The organism is Rhodovulum sp. YNF3179, assembly GCF_050586465.1.
In the GTDB taxonomy this organism is placed as follows: Bacteria; Pseudomonadota; Alphaproteobacteria; order Rhodobacterales; family Rhodobacteraceae; genus CAJXYS01.
The window spans coordinates 22676-42512 of the sequence record NZ_JBOCEG010000008.1; the positions used below are offsets into that span (position 1 = coordinate 22676).

Below are 19837 nucleotides of genomic sequence, written 5' to 3' on the forward strand. Positions count from 1 at the left end.
GTGATTGCCGAGCCGAGGACACAAGATCCATGTGCGCTGACACGCCTGACTACAAGGACACGCTCTTCCTGCCGAAAACCGATTTCCCGATGCGCGCGGGGCTGCCGAAGCGCGAGCCGGAGTGGCTCGCCCGCTGGGAGGAGATCGGTATCTACCACCGCCTGCGCGAGAAGCCGGGGCGCGAGACGTTCATCCTGCATGACGGCCCGCCCTACGCGAACGGGCACCTGCATATCGGGCACGCGCTGAACAAGATCCTCAAGGACATGGTCGTGCGCAGCCAGCAGATGATGGGCAGGGATTCGCGCTACGTGCCCGGCTGGGATTGCCACGGCCTGCCGATCGAGTGGAAGATCGAGGAACAGTACCGTGCCAAGGGCCGGTCCAAGGACGAGGTCTCCAAGGTCGAGCTGCGCCGCGAATGCCGCGCCTTCGCCGACAAATGGATCGACGTGCAGCGCGCGGAATTCAAGCGCCTCGGCGTCACCGGCAACTGGGAAGACCCATACCTGACGATGGACTTCCACGCCGAGGCGGTGATCGCGGCGGAGTTCCAGAAGTTCCTGATGAACGGCACGCTCTACCAGGGATCCAAGCCCGTGATGTGGTCGCCCGTGGAGAAGACCGCCCTGGCCGAGGCCGAGGTCGAGTACCACGACCACCAGTCGCCGACGATCTGGGTGAAGTTCCCGATCCTCTCGGGCGGGGCCGACCTGCCGCCGAACGGCGAGCCGACGGACTACCCGGCCGCCGCCCAGCGGCTGGTGAAGGAGGATCTGCACGACGCCGCGGTCGTGATCTGGACCACCACGCCCTGGACGATCCCGCAGAACCGCGCGGTCTGCTTCAACCCCGAGCTTTCCTACGGGCTCTACCGCGTCACCGACGCACCCGAGGAAAACTGGGCGCGCCCGGGCGACCGTTACCTGATCGCGGACGCGCTCGCCGAAGAGGTGCTGGCCGCCGCCCGTGTCGAGGGTCACGCGCGGGAGCGGACCGTCACCGCCGAGGAACTGGGCAGCCTGGTGACGGCACATCCGCTGCGCGGCGTGGCTGACGGCGCGGGCGAGTGGGATTACGACGTGCCGCTTCTGCCCGGCGACCACGTGACCGAGGATGCCGGCACCGGCTTCGTCCACACGGCGCCGAGCCACGGTGACGACGATTACCGGATCGGGCTCGCGCATGGGCTGAAGATGACCCACAACGTGCTGGAGGATGGCAGTTTCCGCCCGGACCTGCCGCTTTTCGGCGGCGGCCTCATCATCACCCACAAGGGCAAGGAGGGCGACGCCAACAAGCGCGTCATCGACGCGCTCGCGGGCGCCGGGGCGCTGATCGCGCGCGGCCGGCTGAAGCACTCCTATCCCCATAGCTGGCGCTCGAAGGCGCCGCTCATCTACCGCAACACGGCCCAGTGGTTCGCGGCCATCGACACGCCCGTGGGCGACGGGCAGGATGCCCACGGCACCACGATCCGCGCGCGGGCGCTGACCTCGATCGACGAGCTGGTGACCTGGACGCCGCCCTCGGGGCGGAACCGGCTGCATTCGATGATCGCCAACCGTCCGGACTGGGTGCTCTCGCGCCAGCGGGCGTGGGGCGTGCCGCTGACCTGTTTCGTCAAGAAGGACGCCCGTCCCGAGGACGCGGATTTCCTGCTGCGCAACGAGGAGGTGAACGCGCGCATCGTCGCGGCCTTCGAGCAAGAGGGTGCGGATGCCTGGTACCTCGACGGCGCGAAGGAACGTTTCCTCGGCGGGATCGTCGACCCGGACGCCTACGAGCAGGTCTTCGATATCCTGGACGTGTGGTTCGATTCCGGCTCGACCCACGCTTTCGTGCTGCGCGACCGTGCCGACGGGACCGCGGACGGCATCGCCGATCTCTACCTCGAGGGCACCGACCAGCATCGCGGCTGGTTCCATTCCTCGATGTTGCAGGCCTGCGGCACAAAGGGCCGCGCGCCCTATCGCGGGGTGCTGACCCACGGCTTCACGCTGGACGAGAAGGGCATGAAGATGTCCAAGTCGCTCGGCAATACCGTGGCGCCCGAGGACGTGACCAAGCAATACGGCGCCGACATCCTGCGGCTCTGGGTGGCGCAGTCGGATTACACCGCCGACTTGCGCATCGGCCCGGAGATCCTGAAAGGCGTGGCCGACAGCTATCGCCGCCTGCGCAACACGATGCGCTTCATGCTGGGCAACCTCGCCGGCTTCGCGGATTCCGAACGGATTGACCCGGCCGAGATGCCGGAGCTGGAACGCTGGGTGCTGCACCGGCTGGCCGAACTCGACCACACCGTGCGCGAGGGCTACGCGAAATACGACTTCCAGGGCGTGTTCCAGGCGCTGTTCAACTTCTGCACCGTGGATCTCTCCTCGGTCTATTTCGACATCCGCAAGGATGCGCTCTACTGCGACGCCGCCGACAGCACGCGGCGCCGGGCGGCGCGCACGGTGCTGGACCTGCTGTTCCACCGGCTGACCACCTGGCTTGCGCCGGTCCTGGTCTTCACCATGGAAGAGGTCTGGCTGGAACGGTTCCCGGGCGAGGGCAGCTCGGTCCACCTTGTGGACATGCCAGCTACGCCGGCCGACTGGCTCGACGAGCCGCTGGCGGCGAAATGGGCCGGGATCCGGCAGGTGCGCCGCGTGGTGACCGCGGCGCTCGAGATCCAGCGCCGCGACAAGGTGATCGGCGCCAGCCTCGAGGCCGCACCGGTCGTGCATGTGCGCGACCCGGAGGTTCTGAAGGCCCTGCGCTCGGTCCATTTCGAGGATGTCTGCATCACCTCGGATGTTTGGCTGACCGGTGACCCGATCCCGAACGAGGCCTTCCGCCTGCCCGAGATCGAGGGCGTCGGCGTGGTCTTCGAGCGCGCCGAGGGCGAAAAGTGCCAGCGCTGCTGGAAGATCCTGCCCGATGTCGGCCAGCACGCCCATCCGATGGTCTGCAAGCGTTGCAACGACGCGCTGGGCTGATGGGTGGGGCGGCGCCGTGATCGCGCGCAGCGTCGCCTCGCCGGTCGGCTCCCTGACCCTGCACGAGGAGGCCGGCCGGATCACCCGGCTGTCCTGGGGTGGGGCCGAGGCCGGACGGTCGCCGCTGCTCGACGCGGCAGAACGGCAGCTGGAGGCCTATTTCGCGGGCGAGCTGCGGCGCTTCGCGCTGCCCATGGCGCCGCCGGCCTCGGCCTTTCAGCACCTCGTGTTCGAGGCAATGCTGTCCATTCCCTACGGCGAGACCCGCAGCTACGGCGCCGTCGCCGCCGCGCTGGACGCCAGCGCGCAGGCCGTGGGGCGGGCCTGCGGGGCGAACCCGGTCCCGATCCTCATCCCGTGCCACCGGATCGTCGGCGCGACGGGTCTCGGCGGGTATTCCGGCCGGGGCGGGGTAGAGACCAAGCGCGCGCTGCTCAGGCTGGAAGGCGCGGCAGGCCTGCTTATCTGACCGGCCGGGCCGTCAGTCCGCCGTGGGGGCCGCGCGTTCGGGGATCAGCTGCATCGCGGCGCCCGCGCAGAGCAGGTAGATGCTGGTCACCGTCAACCCGGTCAACACCACCGGTCCGGGGTGAAACTCCGTCCAGGCGGCAAGCCCCGCGAAGCCCGTCCAGGCAAAGGCCACCGGTAGGGTCAGCGGCCGCCAGCGGCGCGTGCGGAAGGGGTGCACGAATTCGATCGGGGAGAACATCGCGGCGGCCAGCACCACGACGATGCCCAGGATCACCCAGAAATTCGGCTCCAGGGCGAACATCACCAGGACCACCATGTTCCAGCAGCCCGGGAAGCCGGCAAAGCTGTTGTTGGGCGTCTTCATCCGCGTGTCGGCAAAATACATCGCCGAGCCGAAGGTAATGACGATGATGCAGATCCAGCCCGTCCAGCCCGGCAGCAGGTCGCTCTCGAAAAGCGCGAAGGCCGGGATGAAGACATAGGTCAGGTAATCGATGATCAGGTCCAGTAGCACCCCGTCGAACTGCGGCGCGTAGCGCTGGACGTGAAACTTGCGCGCCAGCGGCCCGTCGATGCCGTCCACGGCGAAGGCGACGACGAGCCAGACATACATCAGGCTCCATTCCTCCTGCGCGGCGGCGAGCATTGCCAGCATGGCAAAGACCGCACCGGTGCCGGTCAGAAGATGGACGGAAAGCGCGCGCAATTGCGGTGTCATGGAACCGTCATGACGGAATTGGACCCCGATGGCAACGCCTCACCGGGCCTTGGGATGGGCCTTGCGGTAGACCTCCATCAGATGGGCCTGGTCCACCGCGGTATAGGCCTGGGTCGTCGACAGCGAGGCGTGGCCCAGCAGTTCCTGGATCGCCCGAAGGTCGCCGCCGGCCTCGAGAAGATGGGTCGCGAAGGAGTGGCGCATCGCGTGCGGCGTGGCCGTGGCCGGCAGGCCGAGCTGCATCCGCGCCTGTTCCATGACCTTCTGGATCACGCGCGCGCTGAGCGGCCCGCCGCGCTTGCCGAGAAAGAGCGGATCCTCGGCCCCGCCGGCGAAGGGCAGCTGCGCCAGGTAGCGATCCACCGCCGCCCGCGCCGGGGCGATCACCGGCACGAGCCGCTCCTTGCCGCCCTTGCCGCGCACGCGCAGCACCTCGGGCAGCGGCGCGTCCCCGCGACGCAGCGCCAGCGCCTCGGAAATCCGCAGCCCGCAGCCGTAGAGCAGCGTCACCACCGCCATGTCGCGCGCCGCGACCCAGCCGTCGCGCGCTTGCAGTTCCACCGTGTCGATCATCGCGTGCGCGGCGTCCTCGGCCAGCGGGCGCGGCAGCTTGGCCTTGAAGCGTGGCGCCCGGGCCGCCAGCACGGCCGTGGGTTCGAACCCGTCGCGCGCGCCCCACCAGCGGTAGAAGCTCTTCACCGCCGAGAGCGCCCGCGCCAGCGACCGGGCCGAGACGCCGCGCGCCCGGCACGCGGCCATCCAGGCGCGCATGTCCGATTGCGTGACGCGTTTCAGCGGGCCGGTTCCGATCTCTCCGCCGTAATGCAGGGTCATGAAGCCCAGGAAATCGGCCAGGTCGCGGCGATAGGCCTCGAGCGTGTTGTCCGAGGCGTCCGAGAGCCCTTTCAGGCCGGCGAGCCAGCCCTCGAGCAGATCCCGTGCGCCGTCGGAAATCAGGGTCACGTCAGGCCAGCCAGCGCCGCATCGCCCGCTCGAACACGCCGCCGAAGAAGGCCAGCAGGTCGGTGCCCTGGTTCGGGCGGAACTGGTCGGCGTCCTCGGAGCCGAGCACCAGCAGGCCGGGCTGCCGGCCCGCGCCGAAATCGAGCAGAAGCAGTGCCTCGGACGCGATCCGGCCGGCTGTCGCGCCGTACAGGGTCTCGCCGCCCTCGGGGGACTGGCGCAGCGTGACCGCGCGTGGTGCGCCGCCGCGCCCGGCGGTCACGTACTCCGCGATCCAGCCGCCCGGCACCAGCGCCACCACGTCGCCCAGCTTGCGCTCCACCGGCGAGCGCGCCGTCGCATCGTCGAGATGGCGCGACTCCAGCACCAGCCGGACCCGGTCGACGCGCAGAATGTCGGCCACGTTGCCCGCCAGGTTCCCGACGAAATCCTCGAACTCCACCGGGTCGAGCATCCGCAGCACCGCCCGGTGGATCTGGTTGGTGCCGGCGAGGTTCTCGTAGGCGGCGGCGATCACGCTGCGATGGGTGTCTTCCAACCGGTCGAGCCGGGCCTCGAGACGCTCCATCGCGATGCCGCGCAGATCGACGATGTTGTTGCCGAGATACTTCTCGTTGGCCGCGATCAGCGCCTTCATCACGTCCGCGTCCTCGAGGATCACCTCGGGATCCTCGATGATGCGATGGCGGAATTCGTCGAGCGGCTTGCCTGCCGTTTCGCTCATGCCTGTCTCCTTCCCCACCGGACCGGACTATACACCGGGTTCAGAGAATTTTCTGCCCCGTTTTTTCCCAGTCCTTGAGGAAGGCGTCGAGCCCCTTGTCGGTCAGGGGGTGCTCGGCCAGCTTGTGCAGCACCGCCGGCGGCACGGTGGCGACGTCGGCGCCGATGCGCGCGGCCTCGGTGACGTGGTTGGCCGACCGGATCGAGGCGGCGAGGATCTCGGTCTGGAAATCGAAATTGTCGTAGATGGTGCGGATATCGGCGATCAGCTCCATCCCGTCGAGGTTGATGTCGTCGAGCCGGCCGATGAAGGGCGAGATGAAGCTCGCGCCGGCCTTCGCCGCCAGCAGCGCCTGGTTGGCCGAGAAGCAGAGCGTCACATTGACCATGTGGCCCTCATCGGTGAGTGTCTTGCAGGCTTTCAGCCCGTCCCAGGTCAGAGGAACCTTCACCGCGATGTTCGGCGCGATCTTTGCCAGTTTCCGACCCTCGGCGATCATGTCGGCGGCCTCGGTCGCCACGACCTCGGCCGAGACCGGGCCGTCGATCATGTCGCAGATCTCCTTGGTGACCTCGAGGATGTCGCGGCCCGCCTTCATGATGAGCGAGGGGTTGGTCGTCACGCCGTCCACCATGCCCAGCTCCTTGAGCTCTGCGATGGCGGCGGTGTCGGCTGTGTCTACGAAGAATTTCATGGGAATCTGTCCGCTTTCCTGTGGGCGCTCTCTCGGGCGCCCTTCTAACCCAAGGGCCGGGGCCATGGAATACCCCGTGCGGCCGGGGGGGCGGTGATGAGCGGGCGATCGTTTTTCCATGAGGGCGATCGTGTCGGTGTGCTGACCACCCAGCCGCTCGACCGCGTGCTCGACTACACCGCGCCGGCGGGCGGCTGCCATCTGGGCGCCTTCGTCGAGGTGCCGCTGGGACCGCGCCGCGTCATCGGGGTGGTCTGGGGCCCGGGGCAGGGCGATTTCGATTCGGCCCGGCTCCGCCCGGTGAAGCGGGTGCTGGACGTCCCGCCGATGCGCGCCGAGATGATGGACTTTCTCGGCCGCGCCGCCGACTACACGCTGACGCCGCTCCCGGCGATGCTGCGGCTGGCCACCCGCGCGCCGGGGCTCGGCGATCCGCCGTCGATGCGGCGGATCTACCGGCTTGGCCCCGCGACGCCGGAGCGCATGACCAGCGCCCGCGAACGCGTGCTCGCCGTGCTCGAGGAGGACGACGCGGTCTACACGCTGGGCGAACTGGCCGAGGCCGCGGGCGTGACGTCGTCGGTCGTGAAAGGGCTGGTGAAACACGGCGCCGTCCTCGAGGCGGAAACCCCCCGCGACCTGCCCTATCCCCGGCTGGACGCGACCCTGCCCGGCAAAGCGCTTACCGATCAGCAGGCCGACGCCGCCGCGGACCTGCGCGCCCGCGTGGCGGAGGGATGCTATGCCACGACGCTGCTCAAGGGCGTGACCGGGTCGGGCAAGACCGAGGTCTATCTCGAGGCCGTCGCCGCGTGCCTGGCCCGCGGCCGGCAGGCGCTGGTCCTGCTGCCCGAGATCGCCCTGACCGCCGAGTTCCTGGCCCGCGTGCGCGACCGTTTCGGGGTCGGCGCGGCGGAATGGCATTCGGGCGCCACCATGACCGAACGCCGGCGTCTCTGGCGCATGGTGGGGCAGGGCGGCGCCCAGCTTGTCGTCGGCGCGCGCTCGGCGCTTTTCCTGCCGTTCCGCGATCTCGGGCTCATCGTCGTCGACGAGGAACACGACACCTCCTACAAGCAGGAGGACGGCGTGCTCTACAATGCCCGCGACATGGCCGTGCTGCGCGCCTCGCTCAACGACGCGGCCGTGGTGCTGGCCTCGGCCACGCCCTCGCTCGAAAGCTGGGCCAACGCCGAGGCCGGGAAATACGCGCGCCGCGACCTGCCCGCGCGCTTCGGGGCCGCGGTGCTGCCCGAGATGGCGGCCATCGACCTGCGCGCCGAGGATCTGCCCGGCGGGCGCTGGGTCTCGCCCAGCCTGGCCCGCGCGGTGGAGGCGCGGCTGGCCGCCGGCGAACAGGCGCTCCTCTTCCTCAACCGGCGCGGCTTCGCGCCGGTCACGGTCTGCCGCGCCTGCGGCCACCAGATCCAGTGCGACCAGTGTGACACGGCCATGGTCGAGCACCGCTTCATGAAACGGCTCATGTGCCACCAGTGCGGCGAGACGAAACCGATCCCCGAGACCTGCCCCGCCTGCGGCGTGGCCGACCGGCTCGCCCCGGTCGGCCCCGGCGTCGAGCGCCTGGCCGAGGAGGCCGCCGCGCTCTTTCCCGAGGCCCGGATCGCGGTGCTCTCCTCGGATCTCTTCGGCTCGGCGCGCGCGCTCAAGGCCCGGATCGAGGAAATCGCGCGGGGCGACGCCGATATCGTCATCGGCACCCAGCTCGTGGCCAAGGGGCATAACTTCCCGCTCTTGACGCTGGTGGGCGTGATCGACGCCGATCTCGGGCTCCAGGGCAGCGACCTGCGCGCCGCCGAGCGAACCTTCCAGCTGATGCGCCAGGTGGCCGGGCGCGCCGGGCGCGCCGAGAAACCGGGCGTGGCGCTTCTCCAGACGCACCAGCCGGACCACCCGGTCATCCGCGCCATCCTCGCCGGCGACGAGGAAGGCTTCTGGCGTGCCGAGGCCGCCGAGCGCCGCGCCGCCGGCGTGCCGCCCTATGGCCGGATGGCGGGCATCATCCTGTCCGGCCCCGAACCGCGGCCGGTCTTCGACATCGCGGGCCGGCTCGCCCGGGCCGACGCGCCGCTGCGCGCGGTGGGGGCCCAGCTTTTCGGCCCGGCGCCGGCGCCGATCGCCCGGATCCGCGGCCGCCACCGGGTGCGGCTGTTGGTCAAGGCCGACCGGGCCGTGCCGCTGCAGGCGGCACTGGCGGACTGGGCGCGGCAGGTCAAGCTGCCGCCCAATATCCGGCTGACCATCGATATCGACCCGCAGAGTTTCTACTGAGCCTCTCCAGGTGGCCCAAATATCCTCGCCGAAGGCATTTTTCGCCGCGCAGCGGCGGGGCGCGCCTCTGGCCAAGCCGCATTGCCGCCGCTAGAACGTGGCCCAGACCAGAAGGAAGACCGCGATGACCGTTCAGATCACGCCCCAGCCCGGTATCATGCAGATCGCGCTCTACGAGGGCGGCGCCAGCCATGTGGAGGGCGTGACCGAGGTGGTGAAGCTGTCGTCGAACGAGAACCCGCTCGGGCCGAGCCCGCGCGCCGTCGCCGCCTACGAGGCGGCCGGGACCAGCCTTGCGCGTTACCCGTCCTCGGACCATGCCGCGCTGCGGGAGGCCATCGCCGCGACCTTCGGGCTCGATGCCGGCCGCATCATCTGCGGGGTGGGCTCCGACGAGATCATCTCGTTCCTGACCCAGGCCTATGCCGGCCCCGGCGACGAGGTGATCCATACCGAGCACGGCTTCGCGATGTACCGGATCTCGGCGCTGGCGGCCGGCGCCACGCCGGTGGAAGTGCCCGAGGCGGGCCGCGTCACCGACGTGGACGCGATCCTCGCCGCCTGCACCGACCGGACCCGTCTCGTGTTCGTCGCCAATCCGAACAACCCGACCGGCACCATGATCGGCGCCGACGCGTTCGCGCGCCTGGCCGACGGCCTGCCGCCGCGGGCGCTGCTGGTGCTGGACGGCGCCTATGCCGAATACGTGCCGGGCTATGACGGCGGCGCGGCGCTGGTCGAGGCCCGCGAGAACGTGGTGATGACGCGCACCTTCTCGAAGATCTACGGGCTCGGCGCGCTGCGCGTCGGCTGGGGTTACGGCCCGCGCGCCGTGATCGATGTGCTGAACCGGGTCCGCGGCCCGTTCAATCTCTCGACATCTGCACAGGATGCGGCCGCCGCGGCGGTGCGGGACACCGCCTATACCGATCTCTGCCGGGCCGAGAACGCAGGCTGGCGCGACTGGCTGGCGGCCGCGCTGGACAAGGTCGGCGTGCCATCGGATCCGAGCCATGCAAATTTCATCCTCGCCCGCTTCCGCGACCGGGACGAGGCCGAGGCCTGCGACGCCTTTCTCAAGGCGCGCGGGCTCATCGTGCGTAAGGTCGCCGGCTACAAGCTGCCTGCGGCGCTGCGGATCACCGTGGGCGACGAGACCGCCTGCCGGCGCGTGGCCGAGGCCGTCGCGGCCTTCCGCGCGGGGCAGGAGGCATGAGCGCGCCCTACCGGCGCGTGGCGCTGATCGGGCTCGGCCTGATCGCGTCCTCGATGGCGCATGCGATGCGCCGTGCGGGCCTGGCGGAGGAAATCACCGGCCATGCGCGATCCGCCGAGACCCGCGCGACCGCGCTGGAGATCGGGCTCTGCGACCGGGTGTTCGAGACCACCGCCGCGGCCGCGGAGGGCGCGGAGCTGGTCATGCTCTGCGTGCCGGTCGGCGCGATGGCCGGCGTCGCGGCCGAGATCGGCCCGCATCTCGCGCCGGGCGCGACGGTATCCGACGTGGGGTCGGTCAAGCGCGAGGTGATTTCGGCCGTGGCGCCCCATCTGCCCGCGGGCGTGCAGTTCATCCCCGCCCATCCCATCGCCGGGACCGAGCATTCCGGCCCGCGCGCCGGCTTCGCTGAGCTTTTCGAGAACCGCTGGTGCCTGCTGACGCCGGTCGAGGGCACGGATCCCGGCGCGGTCGAGCGTTACACGCGCTTCTGGGAAGCGATGGGCGCGCATGTCGACTGCATGGATGCCGAGCATCACGACCTGGTGCTGGCCGTGACCAGCCACGCGCCGCACCTGATCGCCTACACGATGGTGGGCGTCGCCGACGACCTGCGGCGGGTCACCGACAGCGAGGTGATCAAGTATTCCGCGGCCGGGTTCCGCGACTTCACCCGGATCGCGGCCTCGGACCCGACGATGTGGCGCGACGTCTTCCTGCACAACAAGGACGCCACGCTCGAGATCCTCGGCCGGTTCACGGAAGAGCTGTTCGCGCTGCAGCGGGCGATCCGCACGGGCGACGGCGACATGCTCTTCGAGTATTTCACGCGGACACGGGCGATCCGGCGTGGTATCATCGAAGCCGGACAGGATACCGACGCGCCCGATTTCGGGCGGGTCAAGAAACACGAGGACTGAGCAGATGCCCCGCCTGACCGCCCTGCTTCTGGCCCTGGCGACGCTCGTTTCGGCCGGTTCCGCGGCCGCCTATGCGCCGGAGCGGTCGGTGCGCCCCGCACCCCGCGAAGCGGTCCCGGCCTTCACGCCCCGGACGGTGACCGTCCCGGTCTATTACCGCGCCGCGATCCGGCCGATGCCACGGCCCGCGGCGGCGACGCCGGCCCCCGCCGCCGCCCCTTCCAACGCGATGCGCGACGTGGCGCGGGCCAGCCGGCTTGCGGTGGGCCGCTCGCTCCGCCCGTCCGGGCGCCCGGGGGAGGCCCGGGTCCAGCCGGCTTCCGCGGTGCGCGCGGTGCCGCAGCGCCCCGGCGGGATCTCCGGCGGCGGCAAGGTCGGGGCGATCTGTGGCGACAGGGCGATCCAGGGGCGCGCGGTCGCGCCGATCCAGGGCCGCGTGCGCGGCTGCGGGGTCGACCGGCCCGTCGCCGTCACCGCGGTGGACGGCGTGCGGCTCAGCCAGGCGGCCGTGATGGACTGCGGAACCGCCAAGGCGCTCAAGAGCTGGGTGCGGCGCGGCCTGAAACCCGAGGTCGGCCGGCTTGGCGGCGGGGTCGATCGCCTTCAGGTGGCCGCGCATTACGTCTGCCGCACCCGCAACCACCAGCCCGGTGCGCGGATTTCCGAACACGGGCGCGGCCGGGCGATCGATATCTCGGCCATCGTTCTGAAGAACGGCGCCCGCATCACCGTCGAACAGGGCTGGAAGCGCCGCGCCGAGGGACGGCTGCTGCGCCGGGTGCACAAGGCCGCCTGCGGTCCCTTCGGCACCGTTCTGGGCCCCGAGGCGGACCGCCATCACCGCGACCATTTCCATTTCGACACGGCGCGCCATCGCGGCGGCGCCTATTGCCGCTGAGCCAGCCGCCTCAGCGCAGGACCAGCCGCGGCGCGGGGCCGAGCGGGATCGGCCCGAAGAAGATCGCCCGGTTCGACATGGTCAGCGGCGCGTCGAGCGTGTCGGGGCCGCCCGACAGCCCCGCCAGCACCGAGAGCCCGCGCTCCAGGGTTTCGGCAAGCCCGTCGGTCAGCAGCCCTACCTCGGCGCCGATCCGCAGCATCTCGCGCCAGTTCCGGGCCCGCACGGTGATACGCCCCTCCGGGTAGCCGGCGGCGTCGACCTCCAGTTCGCCCGCCGCGCGCAGTTCCAGCCGCCCCCAGAGCGCGGTCAGGTCGTCGAGATCGACGGAAACGATGCCCGGCCGGGCGACCTCGATCGCCTGCCGGTCCCACGGGGCGTCGAATTCCACCGTCATCTCCAGGTGCAGCGTGCCGATCTCGTCGGGCAGCATTCCCGACGGGTCGAGCCGTGCCCGGGCCTGTTCGCTCAGGCGCAGGGCCTGGGCGTCGAAGGCGATGTCGTGCGCGAAGGGCAGCGCCGCGGCCTGCCGGGTGGCGAGGATCGCGCTGTCGAGCCCGGCCTCCCAGCCGGTCTCGCCGGACAGCCGGACGTCTTCCAGCCGCATCGTCGCGCGCTGCACCGCAAGCTGCGTGTCCGGCGCGAAGACCAGGCTCGAGCGCATCCCGCCGGCGGCGATCTCGATCCTTTCTTCCGGCGAGGCGACGCTCTGGCTGCCGGGCCAGACCGCGATGACGTGGTTCGGGCGGTAGCTGAGCGCGAGGATCTGGAAAAAGGGCGCGCGCCAGGCCACGCCCGTTTCGGGATCGGCCAGCACGACGTCGGAGATCGTGGTGTCGAAGCGGTTGGGAAACCCGTTCACGGCGATCCCGTCATGCTCGGCCACCCAGCCGTCGGCGCGGCGGTCCTCGAACCAGCCGGCCAGCGCCCGCTCCTGCGCGCCCGCGCCCACGAACCAGTAACCGGACCAGAGCACGGCCAGCGCCGCGACGATCATGAGGAGCCAGCGCATCGGCGGATTCCCTGTTTGCAGCCTCTTTGTCCCCGTGTTTATAGAGCGCTGGCAAGGAGGACCAGTCGCATGGCGGACGAGACGCTCTGGGTATTCGGATACGGATCGCTGATGTGGAACCCGGGGTTCGAATTTCACGAACGCCAGATCGCGCGGCTGCCGGGCTATCACCGCAGCTTCTGCATGCGGTCCATCCATCATCGCGGCACGCCCGAACGACCCGGGCTGGTGCTGGCGCTTGACGCGGCGCGGGATGCGCATTGCGACGGCCTGGCGCTGTCGGTGGGACCCGAGAAGCGCGACGACACGCTGGCCTATCTGCGCGCGCGGGAACTGGTTTCCTCGGCCTATCTCGAGGTTATGCGCGAGATCGAGCTGCGCGACGGGCGCCGGGTCGACGCGGTCTGCTACGTCATCGATGCCGATCACGTGCAGTATTGCGGGGGCCTGCCGCTCGAGGACCAGGCCGCGATCATCGCGCGGGCCACCGGGGGGCGGGGCCCGAATACCGAGTATCTCTACAACACCGCGCTGCACCTGCGCGAGCTGGGGATCGAGGATCCGGAACTGACATGGCTGTCCCGTCGCGTGGCCGATTTGGCCGGGCACTGAGGCCGATCTGCCGCGGTCATACGGGTCGGCGGCAACGCAAGAAGTTGCGTGTTGGCATGACACAGAACACGAAGTAGGGTAGCGACGTTGCCAAAACCGACCGTGACAGGGACTGACCCGATGGCGTTCGCAGCGGACCGAGAGGCCGACGCTCACTTCACCCAGCCGGTCCGTCAGATCGTGATGATGCTCGTCGTCATCGGGCTCGTGGCGGCAGGCAGTTATCTCGTCTACCCGTCGCTCGCGCCGGTGTTCCTGTCGAACCCGTATCTGAACGGCGTGATCGCGGGGGTCTTCGTGATCGGTGTGCTGGCCTGTTTCTGGCAGGTGCTGCAACTGACTTCCTCGGTCAGCTGGATCGAAAGCTTCGCGCTGGACCGGCCGGGCACCGAGTTTATCCGCGCGCCGCGCCTGCTGGCGCCCCTGGCCGCGCTGTTGCGCTCGCGGGGGGCGCGCATGCAGGTCAGCGCCTCGTCGGCGCGGTCCATTCTCGATTCCGTCGCCACCCGGATGGACGAGGCGCGCGACATCACGCGCTACATCATCAACCTGCTGATTTTCCTGGGCCTTCTGGGAACGTTCTACGGCCTCGCGACGACGGTTCCGGCGGTGGTCGAGACCATCCGCTCGCTGAACCTGCAGGAAGGCGAAAGCGGCGTCGAGGTCTTCGGACGCCTGATGACCGGGCTCGAAAAGCAGCTGGGCGGGATGGGCACGGCCTTCGCCTCGTCGCTGCTGGGCCTGGCGGGATCGCTTGTGGTCGGTCTGCTCGAGCTTTTCGCCGGCCACGGCCAGAACCGTTTCTACCGGGAGCTGGAGGAGTGGGTCTCCTCGATCACGCGGCTGGGGTTCTCGGCGGGTGACGGCGACGGCGGCGGCGTCGATCAGGCCGCGGTGGCCAGCGTGCTCGACCACATGGTCGAGCAGATGGACAGCCTCCAGAATCTCTATGTCCAGTCCGATATCAGCCGTGCCCATATCGACGAGAAAATCAGCCATCTCACCGAGGCGGTAGAGCGGATGACGCAGCGGCTCGAGGGGGTTGGCGGCGGCGGGGCCGACCCGGGGCTCAGCGCCGCGCTGACCCGCGTGGCCGAGGGCCAGGAGCGGCTGATCGAAAAGCTCGAGGAACGCCCGGTCGACGACCACGCCGATCCGGAATCGCGCATGCGGCTGCGCTCGATCGACGTGCAGCTTCTGCGCATCCTCGAGGAAATGTCGGCCGGCCGCGAGGAAAGCCTGGCCGAACTGCGCGGCGATCTCGCGGCGCTGACCAAGGCGCTGCGCCAGATCAGCCGCGACAACGCCGAGCGCGCCGGGCTCGCCGCCGGGCGGCGGAGGAGCTAGGCCATGGCTCTCTCGCGCCGGACTGGCCAGCGGTTCACGGCCAATATCTGGCCGGGCTTCGTGGACGCCATGACGGCGCTGCTGCTGGTGCTGATGTTCGTGCTGACGATCTTCATGATCGTGCAATACGTCCTGCGCGAGACCATCACCAACCAGGACAGCGAGCTCGAGGAACTCAGCTCGCAAGTGGCGAGCCTTGCCCAGGCGCTCGGGCTTGAACAGCAGCGGGCCTTCGCGCTGGAAGAACAGGTTGGCGCGCTCGACTCCGCGCTCGCGGAAGAACGCGCCGCCGCGGAACGCCAGGCACAGCTGATCGAGACGCTGCGCACGCGCTCGCTCGAGCAGCAGGCCCAGATCGAGAGCCAGGCCGAGGAGATCGAGGGCTACCAGACAAGGGTGGCGAGCTTCGAGGAACAGGTCGCCTCGCTCCTGGCAGAGCGCGAGAACCTGACCGTGGCCAACGCCGCGCTGGAAGACCAGGTCGCCGAGGGCGAGGACCGGATCGCCACGCTGCAGAACCGGATTTCCGATGCCGAGGCCGAGAACCTGCGGCTCATGTCCGAACAGGAAGCGCTGCAGCTGGCACTGGCCCAGGCGCGCGAGGAGATCGACGCGCAGGCCGAGACCGCGCGGCTCGCCGCCGCCCGGCGCGAGGCGCTGGAGGCGCTGGTGGCGGACCTGCGCGGCGAGGCGGAAGAGCGCGAGACCAGCCTTCAGGACACGCTCGCCGCGCTGGAACGGACCGAGACGCAACTCACGCAGTCCGAAACCGCGCGCGCGCAGCTCGACGACCGGATCGCGGAACTCTCCGCCACGCTGTCCGAGCGGGAGGCCGAGGTCGCCGCGTTGCAGGAGGATCTCTCCGAGGAGGAAAAGGCCCGCCTTGCCGAGGCCGCGGCGGCGCAGGCGCTGCGCGCGCGTATCGACAACATGGAGGCCACCCTTACCGAGGAGGAAAAGGCACGGTTGGCCGAGGCCGCGGCCGCCGAACGGCTGCGCGAAAGGCTGGAGAACGCCGAGGACGAGCTGACGGCGATGTCGCTCGCGCTGGAAGAGGAACGCAAACGCGCCGAAGAGACCCTGACCATGCTCGCCGCCGCCGAGACGGCGCAGGACGAGCTGGACACGCTGCTCGCCGCCGCCGTGCTGGCCCGCGACGAAATGGCGGCGCGCCTGGACCAGGCGCTCGCCGCCGAGCAAGAGGCCGAGACGGCGCTGGGCGCCGAAGCGGCCAGGCGCGCCGAGCTGGATACGCTGCTGGCGGCTGCGCTGGCCGCCCAGGGCAGGCTGGAAACGGACGTGGCGGCGGCCCGCGAGGCCGCGGCCGAGGCGCAAGCGGCGCAGGCCACCGCCGAGGCGGAGCGCGATGCGCTGCGCAACCGGCTATCGCAGGTGGTCGCGGAACTGGAGGAGATGACCGCCGCCCGCGACCGGCTCGAGGCCGGGGTCGAGGGCGACATGGCCGAGTTGCAGCGCCGCCTGACCACCGCGCTGACCGCGCAGCTTACCGCGGAGACGGCGCGCGCCGATCTCGAGACGCAGCTCGCCCGGACGCTCGACCAGCTCGAGGCGACGCGCGACGAGCTGGCCGCGCGCGAAAGTGCCTCCGAAGAGACGGAACGGTCGCTCCGCGAGGAAATCACCGCGTTGATCGCGGCGCGACGCCGGGCCGAGGAAGCCGCCGCCGACAGCCTCAGCAAGGCCGAGGAGCGCGCGCTGCTGTTGCAGCAGGCCAATGCGGAGCTTCAGCAAGAGGAGGCCAAGTCGGCCGACAGCCGCCGGCAGATCGCCGTGCTGAATCAGCAAACGGCCGAGTTGCGCCGCCAGGTTTCTTCCCTGCAGTCGCTCCTCGGCGAGGCCGAGGAGCGCGAGGAAGAGGCGGAGGTCCAGATCGAGGCGCTCGGCTCTCGGCTCAACGCCGCGCTGGCCCGCGTCGCGCAGGAGGAACGCCGCAGGGCCGAGCTGGAGGCCGCCGAGCGCCGGCGGCTCGAGCAGGAGAAGGAGCAACTGGAGCGCTATCGCTCGGAATTCTTCGGTCTGCTGCGCGAGGTGCTTGGCGACCGCGACGGCGTGCGCATCGTCGGCGATCGTTTCGTGTTCTCATCCGAGGTGCTTTTCGCGCCGGGCTCGGCCGAGCTGTCGCCGGACGGCCGGTCCGAGATCGCGAAGGTGGCCTCCGTCATCCGGGACGTCTCGGGCCAGATTCCCTCTGCGCTCGACTGGATCATTCGCGTGGACGGGCACACCGACAACGTGCCGCTGATCCCGGGCGCCCGCTTCGACGACAACTGGGAGCTGAGCCAGGCCCGGGCGCTGTCGGTCGTGCGCTACATGATCGACGAGCTGGGCATCCGGCCCGACCGGCTGGCCGCGGCGGGTTTCGGCGAATTCCAGCCCGTGGCCAGCCAAGACACCCCGGAAGGCCGGGCGCAGAACCGGCGGATCGAGCTCAAGCTGACCGAGAGCTGAGCGCGCGCTCCTGCAAAAAACGGAAAGGGCGCCCCGCGGGGCGCCCTCTGTTCGCTGGGCCGCTGCGCCGCCCCGCTTATTCCGCGGTCAGCAGCGGCGGGCGGTTGCCCGAGAGCCGCGGGCTGTCGGGCGAGCGGATCTCGAGATCGAGGGCCCCGTCCTTGACGCCGATGCGGACGACGCCGCCCTTGGCCAGCTTGCCGAAGAGCAGTTCCTCGGCCAGCGGCTTCTTGATGTTTTCCTGGATGACGCGCGCCAGCGGGCGGGCGCCCATCCGGTCGTCATAGCCCTTGTCGGCCAGCCACTGGGCGGCTTCCGTGGTCAGCTCGAAGGACACGTTGCGGTCCATGAGCTGGGCCTCGAGCTGCAGGACGAATTTCTCGACAACCTGCAGGATGACCTCTTTCGGCAGGGCGCCGAAGCTGATCACCGCGTCGAGGCGGTTGCGGAATTCCGGGGTGAAGGTCCGCTCGATCGCTTCCTTGTCCTCGCCCTCGCGGCGGTCGCGGCCGAAGCCGATGGCCGATTTGGCCAGCTCGGCGGCGCCCGCGTTCGAGGTCATGATCAGGACCACGTTGCGGAAATCAACGGTCCGGCCGTTATGGTCGGTCAGCTTGCCGTGATCCATCACCTGCAACAGGATGTTGTAGACGTCCGGGTGGGCCTTCTCGATCTCGTCCAGCAGCAGCACGCAATGGGGGTGCTGGTCGACGCCGTCGGTCAGCAAACCGCCCTGGTCGAAGCCGACATAGCCCGGGGGCGCGCCGATCAGGCGGCTCACCGCGTGCTTTTCCATGTACTCGGACATGTCGAACCGCAACATCTCGACGCCGAGCGTGTCGGCGAGCTGCTTGGCGACCTCGGTCTTGCCGACGCCGGTCGGGCCCGCGAAGAGGTAATTGCCGATCGGCTTCTCGGGCTCGCGCAGGCCCGCGCGGCTGAGCTTGATCGCCGAGGCCAGTGCCTCGATCGCGGTGTCCTGCCCGAAGACCACGCGCTTGAGGTTCTGCTCGAGATCGCGCAGCACCTCGGCGTCGTCCTTCGAGACGTTTTTGGGCGGGATGCGTGCGATCTTGGCGACCACCGCTTCGATCTCCTTGGGGCTGATCGTCTTGCGCCGCTTGGAGTCGGCCACGAGATGCTGGGCCGCGCCGGCCTCGTCGATGACGTCGATGGCCTTGTCGGGCAGCTTGCGGTCATGGATGTAGCGCGCCGACAGTTCCGCCGCCGCCTTGAGCGCGTCGGCGGTGTAGCGGATGTCGTGATGCTTCTCGAAATAGGGCTTGAGACCCTTGAGGATCTTGACCGCGTCCTCGACCGAAGGCTCGTTCACGTCGATCTTCTGGAACCGGCGGCTGAGCGCGCGGTCCTTCTCGAAGTGCTGGCGGAACTCCTTGTAGGTGGTGGACCCCATGCAGCGCAGCTTGCCGCCCTGAAGCGCCGGCTTCAGCAGGTTCGAGGCGTCCATCGCACCGCCCGAGGTGGCGCCGGCGCCGATCACGGTGTGGATCTCGTCGATGAAGAGGATCGCGTCGGGGTGTTCCTCGAGCTCGGAAATCACGGCTTTCAGGCGTTCCTCGAAATCGCCGCGGTAGCGCGTCCCGGCCAGCAGAGCGCCCATGTCGAGCGAGTAGATCGTCGAGCCCGCCAGCACCTCGGGCGTTTCGCCGCGGACGATCTTGTAGGCCAGTCCCTCTGCGATGGCGGTCTTTCCAACGCCGGGATCGCCGACGAGGAGCGGATTGTTCTTGCGCCGGCGGCAGAGCACCTGGATGCAGCGCTCTACCTCGAGTTCGCGGCCGATCAGCGGGTCGACATCGCCCTTGCCGGCCTTGGCGTTCAGGTCGACGCAATACTTGGCCAGCGCCGACTCCTTGTCGTCGGTCTCGGCGTCGGCGACATGGACCTCGTCCTCGATGTCGCTTGCACCCGTGACCGGGCGCGCCTCGCCATGGTTCGGATCCTTGGCAACGCCGTGGGCGATGAAATTCACCGCGTCGTAGCGGGTCATTTCCTGTTCCTGCAGGAAGAAGGCCGCGTTCGACTCGCGCTCGGCGAAGATGGCGACCAGCACGTTGGCGCCGGTCACCTCGGTCCGGCCGGAACTCTGGACGTGGATCGCGGCGCGCTGGATCACCCGCTGGAAGGCGGCGGTGGGCACGGCCTCGGATCCCTCGATCTCGGTGACCAGGGTCGAGAGTTCCTCGTCGATGAAGGTGACCAGCGTCTGGCGCAGCTCCTCGAGATCGACGCCGCAGGCTTTCATCACCTTGGCCGCGTCGGGCTCGTCGATCAGCGCCAGCAGCAGATGCTCCAGCGTCGCGAGCTCATGGCGCCTGGCATTGGCCTGCGCAAGCGCCGCGTGGATGGCTTTTTCGAGCGTGTTCGAGAACGAAGGCACCCCTGCGCTCCTTTCCTGTATTCATGGCCATGCTGGCCCGGGCGACCGTGCCGCCTCAAGTTTAAAGTTCGGTTTTATGCGGCGCGGTTCAAGGAAATTCTGATCAATTTCTCTCT

The 19837-nt window shown here is 69.6% G+C and carries 15 protein-coding genes; 9 read left to right on the forward strand and 6 right to left on the reverse strand.

Translation table 11 applies throughout. The features are described 5' to 3' along the window. Positions 1 to 29 precede the first annotated feature (29 nt). Positions 30 to 2987 carry an isoleucine--tRNA ligase gene (ileS, locus tag ACQ5SP_RS14230; RefSeq protein ID WP_430939059.1) on the forward strand — a complete coding sequence of 986 codons (2958 nt, stop codon included), beginning with the start codon at positions 30 to 32 and terminating at the stop codon, positions 2985 to 2987. A 16-nt stretch (positions 2988 to 3003) separates the two neighbouring features. After that, on the forward strand, positions 3004 to 3456 hold the full coding sequence (locus tag ACQ5SP_RS14235) for a methylated-DNA--[protein]-cysteine S-methyltransferase (protein WP_430939060.1): 453 nt from the start codon (positions 3004 to 3006) through the stop codon (positions 3454 to 3456). A gap of 12 nt (positions 3457 to 3468) precedes the next feature. Here ACQ5SP_RS14235 and ACQ5SP_RS14240 read toward each other — a convergent pair whose 3' ends face one another. Genes ACQ5SP_RS14240 through fsa form a run of 4 tightly spaced genes read right to left on the reverse strand, consistent with a single transcriptional unit; the run spans position 3469 to position 6557 of the window. Beyond that, the gene (locus tag ACQ5SP_RS14240; RefSeq protein ID WP_430939061.1) at positions 3469 to 4176 is read right to left on the reverse strand and encodes a CDP-alcohol phosphatidyltransferase family protein; all 708 of its coding nucleotides are present in this window, start codon (positions 4174 to 4176) and stop codon (positions 3469 to 3471) included. A 39-nt stretch (positions 4177 to 4215) separates the two neighbouring features. Continuing rightward, positions 4216 to 5139, reverse strand: coding sequence for a tyrosine recombinase XerC (locus tag ACQ5SP_RS14245; protein WP_430939062.1), 924 nt, complete (start codon positions 5137 to 5139; stop codon positions 4216 to 4218). A 1-nt stretch (position 5140) separates the two neighbouring features. Further along, the gene (locus ACQ5SP_RS14250) at positions 5141 to 5863 is read right to left on the reverse strand and encodes a DUF484 family protein (RefSeq protein ID WP_430939063.1); all 723 of its coding nucleotides are present in this window, start codon (positions 5861 to 5863) and stop codon (positions 5141 to 5143) included. A gap of 40 nt (positions 5864 to 5903) precedes the next feature. Next, positions 5904 to 6557 (reverse strand): fructose-6-phosphate aldolase, encoded by a 654-nt coding sequence (gene fsa / locus ACQ5SP_RS14255; RefSeq protein ID WP_430939064.1) that lies wholly within the window; start codon positions 6555 to 6557, stop codon positions 5904 to 5906. Between the two features lie 96 nt (positions 6558 to 6653). Here fsa and ACQ5SP_RS14260 point away from each other — a divergent pair, with 96 nt between their 5' ends. The 4 genes from ACQ5SP_RS14260 to ACQ5SP_RS14275 all read left to right on the forward strand — a co-directional run bounded on the left by ACQ5SP_RS14260 (position 6654) and on the right by ACQ5SP_RS14275 (position 11880). Further along, positions 6654 to 8846 (forward strand): primosomal protein N', encoded by a 2193-nt coding sequence (locus ACQ5SP_RS14260; protein ID WP_430939065.1) that lies wholly within the window; start codon positions 6654 to 6656, stop codon positions 8844 to 8846. Between the two features lie 124 nt (positions 8847 to 8970). Further along, complete coding sequence (gene hisC, locus ACQ5SP_RS14265) at positions 8971 to 10062, forward strand: histidinol-phosphate transaminase (protein WP_430939066.1); 1092 nt, start codon at positions 8971 to 8973, stop codon at positions 10060 to 10062. Next, on the forward strand, positions 10059 to 10982 hold the full coding sequence (locus ACQ5SP_RS14270) for a prephenate/arogenate dehydrogenase family protein (RefSeq protein ID WP_430939067.1): 924 nt from the start codon (positions 10059 to 10061) through the stop codon (positions 10980 to 10982). Before hisC ends, ACQ5SP_RS14270 begins: the two co-directional genes overlap by 4 nt. Before the next feature lie 4 nt (positions 10983 to 10986). Next, positions 10987 to 11880, forward strand: coding sequence for an extensin family protein (locus tag ACQ5SP_RS14275; RefSeq protein ID WP_430939068.1), 894 nt, complete (start codon positions 10987 to 10989; stop codon positions 11878 to 11880). Positions 11881 to 11890: 10 nt separating this feature from the next. Here ACQ5SP_RS14275 and ACQ5SP_RS14280 read toward each other — a convergent pair whose 3' ends face one another. Next, on the reverse strand, positions 11891 to 12892 hold the full coding sequence (locus tag ACQ5SP_RS14280; RefSeq protein ID WP_430939069.1) for a DUF2125 domain-containing protein: 1002 nt from the start codon (positions 12890 to 12892) through the stop codon (positions 11891 to 11893). A 69-nt stretch (positions 12893 to 12961) separates the two neighbouring features. On the opposite strand from ACQ5SP_RS14280, the gene ACQ5SP_RS14285 reads away from it, so the two are divergent. From ACQ5SP_RS14285 to ACQ5SP_RS14295, 3 genes are all read left to right on the forward strand, one after another. Continuing rightward, positions 12962 to 13504 (forward strand): gamma-glutamylcyclotransferase, encoded by a 543-nt coding sequence (locus tag ACQ5SP_RS14285; RefSeq protein ID WP_430939070.1) that lies wholly within the window; start codon positions 12962 to 12964, stop codon positions 13502 to 13504. 120 nt (positions 13505 to 13624) lie between these two features. Next, positions 13625 to 14851: a biopolymer transporter ExbB gene (locus ACQ5SP_RS14290; protein WP_430939071.1), complete on the forward strand. Its 1227-nt coding sequence runs from the start codon at positions 13625 to 13627 to the stop codon at positions 14849 to 14851. A 3-nt stretch (positions 14852 to 14854) separates the two neighbouring features. Further along, a complete protein-coding gene (locus ACQ5SP_RS14295) occupies positions 14855 to 17320 on the forward strand; it encodes a peptidoglycan -binding protein (RefSeq protein WP_430939072.1) in 2466 nt (821 codons plus the stop codon). A 76-nt stretch (positions 17321 to 17396) separates the two neighbouring features. Here the strand turns inward: ACQ5SP_RS14295 and clpA are convergent, their stop codons facing one another. Continuing rightward, positions 17397 to 19721, reverse strand: a complete 2325-nt coding sequence (clpA, locus tag ACQ5SP_RS14300; RefSeq protein ID WP_430939073.1) for an ATP-dependent Clp protease ATP-binding subunit ClpA — start codon at positions 19719 to 19721, stop codon at positions 17397 to 17399. Positions 19722 to 19837 lie beyond the last annotated feature (116 nt).

Coding starts and splice junctions, on each gene's coding strand:
- ACQ5SP_RS14250 (WP_430939063.1), bottom strand. CDS start 5,863: ATGAGCGAAACGGCAGGCAAGCCGCTCGACGAATTCCGCCATCGCATC.
- ileS (WP_430939059.1), top strand. CDS start 30: ATGTGCGCTGACACGCCTGACTACAAGGACACGCTCTTCCTGCCGAAA.
- fsa (WP_430939064.1), bottom strand. CDS start 6,557: ATGAAATTCTTCGTAGACACAGCCGACACCGCCGCCATCGCAGAGCTC.
- ACQ5SP_RS14275 (WP_430939068.1), top strand. CDS start 10,987: ATGCCCCGCCTGACCGCCCTGCTTCTGGCCCTGGCGACGCTCGTTTCG.
- ACQ5SP_RS14260 (WP_430939065.1), top strand. CDS start 6,654: ATGAGCGGGCGATCGTTTTTCCATGAGGGCGATCGTGTCGGTGTGCTG.
- hisC (WP_430939066.1), top strand. CDS start 8,971: ATGACCGTTCAGATCACGCCCCAGCCCGGTATCATGCAGATCGCGCTC.
- ACQ5SP_RS14280 (WP_430939069.1), bottom strand. CDS start 12,892: ATGCGCTGGCTCCTCATGATCGTCGCGGCGCTGGCCGTGCTCTGGTCC.
- ACQ5SP_RS14295 (WP_430939072.1), top strand. CDS start 14,855: ATGGCTCTCTCGCGCCGGACTGGCCAGCGGTTCACGGCCAATATCTGG.
- ACQ5SP_RS14270 (WP_430939067.1), top strand. CDS start 10,059: ATGAGCGCGCCCTACCGGCGCGTGGCGCTGATCGGGCTCGGCCTGATC.
- ACQ5SP_RS14285 (WP_430939070.1), top strand. CDS start 12,962: ATGGCGGACGAGACGCTCTGGGTATTCGGATACGGATCGCTGATGTGG.
- ACQ5SP_RS14290 (WP_430939071.1), top strand. CDS start 13,625: ATGGCGTTCGCAGCGGACCGAGAGGCCGACGCTCACTTCACCCAGCCG.
- ACQ5SP_RS14240 (WP_430939061.1), bottom strand. CDS start 4,176: ATGACACCGCAATTGCGCGCGCTTTCCGTCCATCTTCTGACCGGCACC.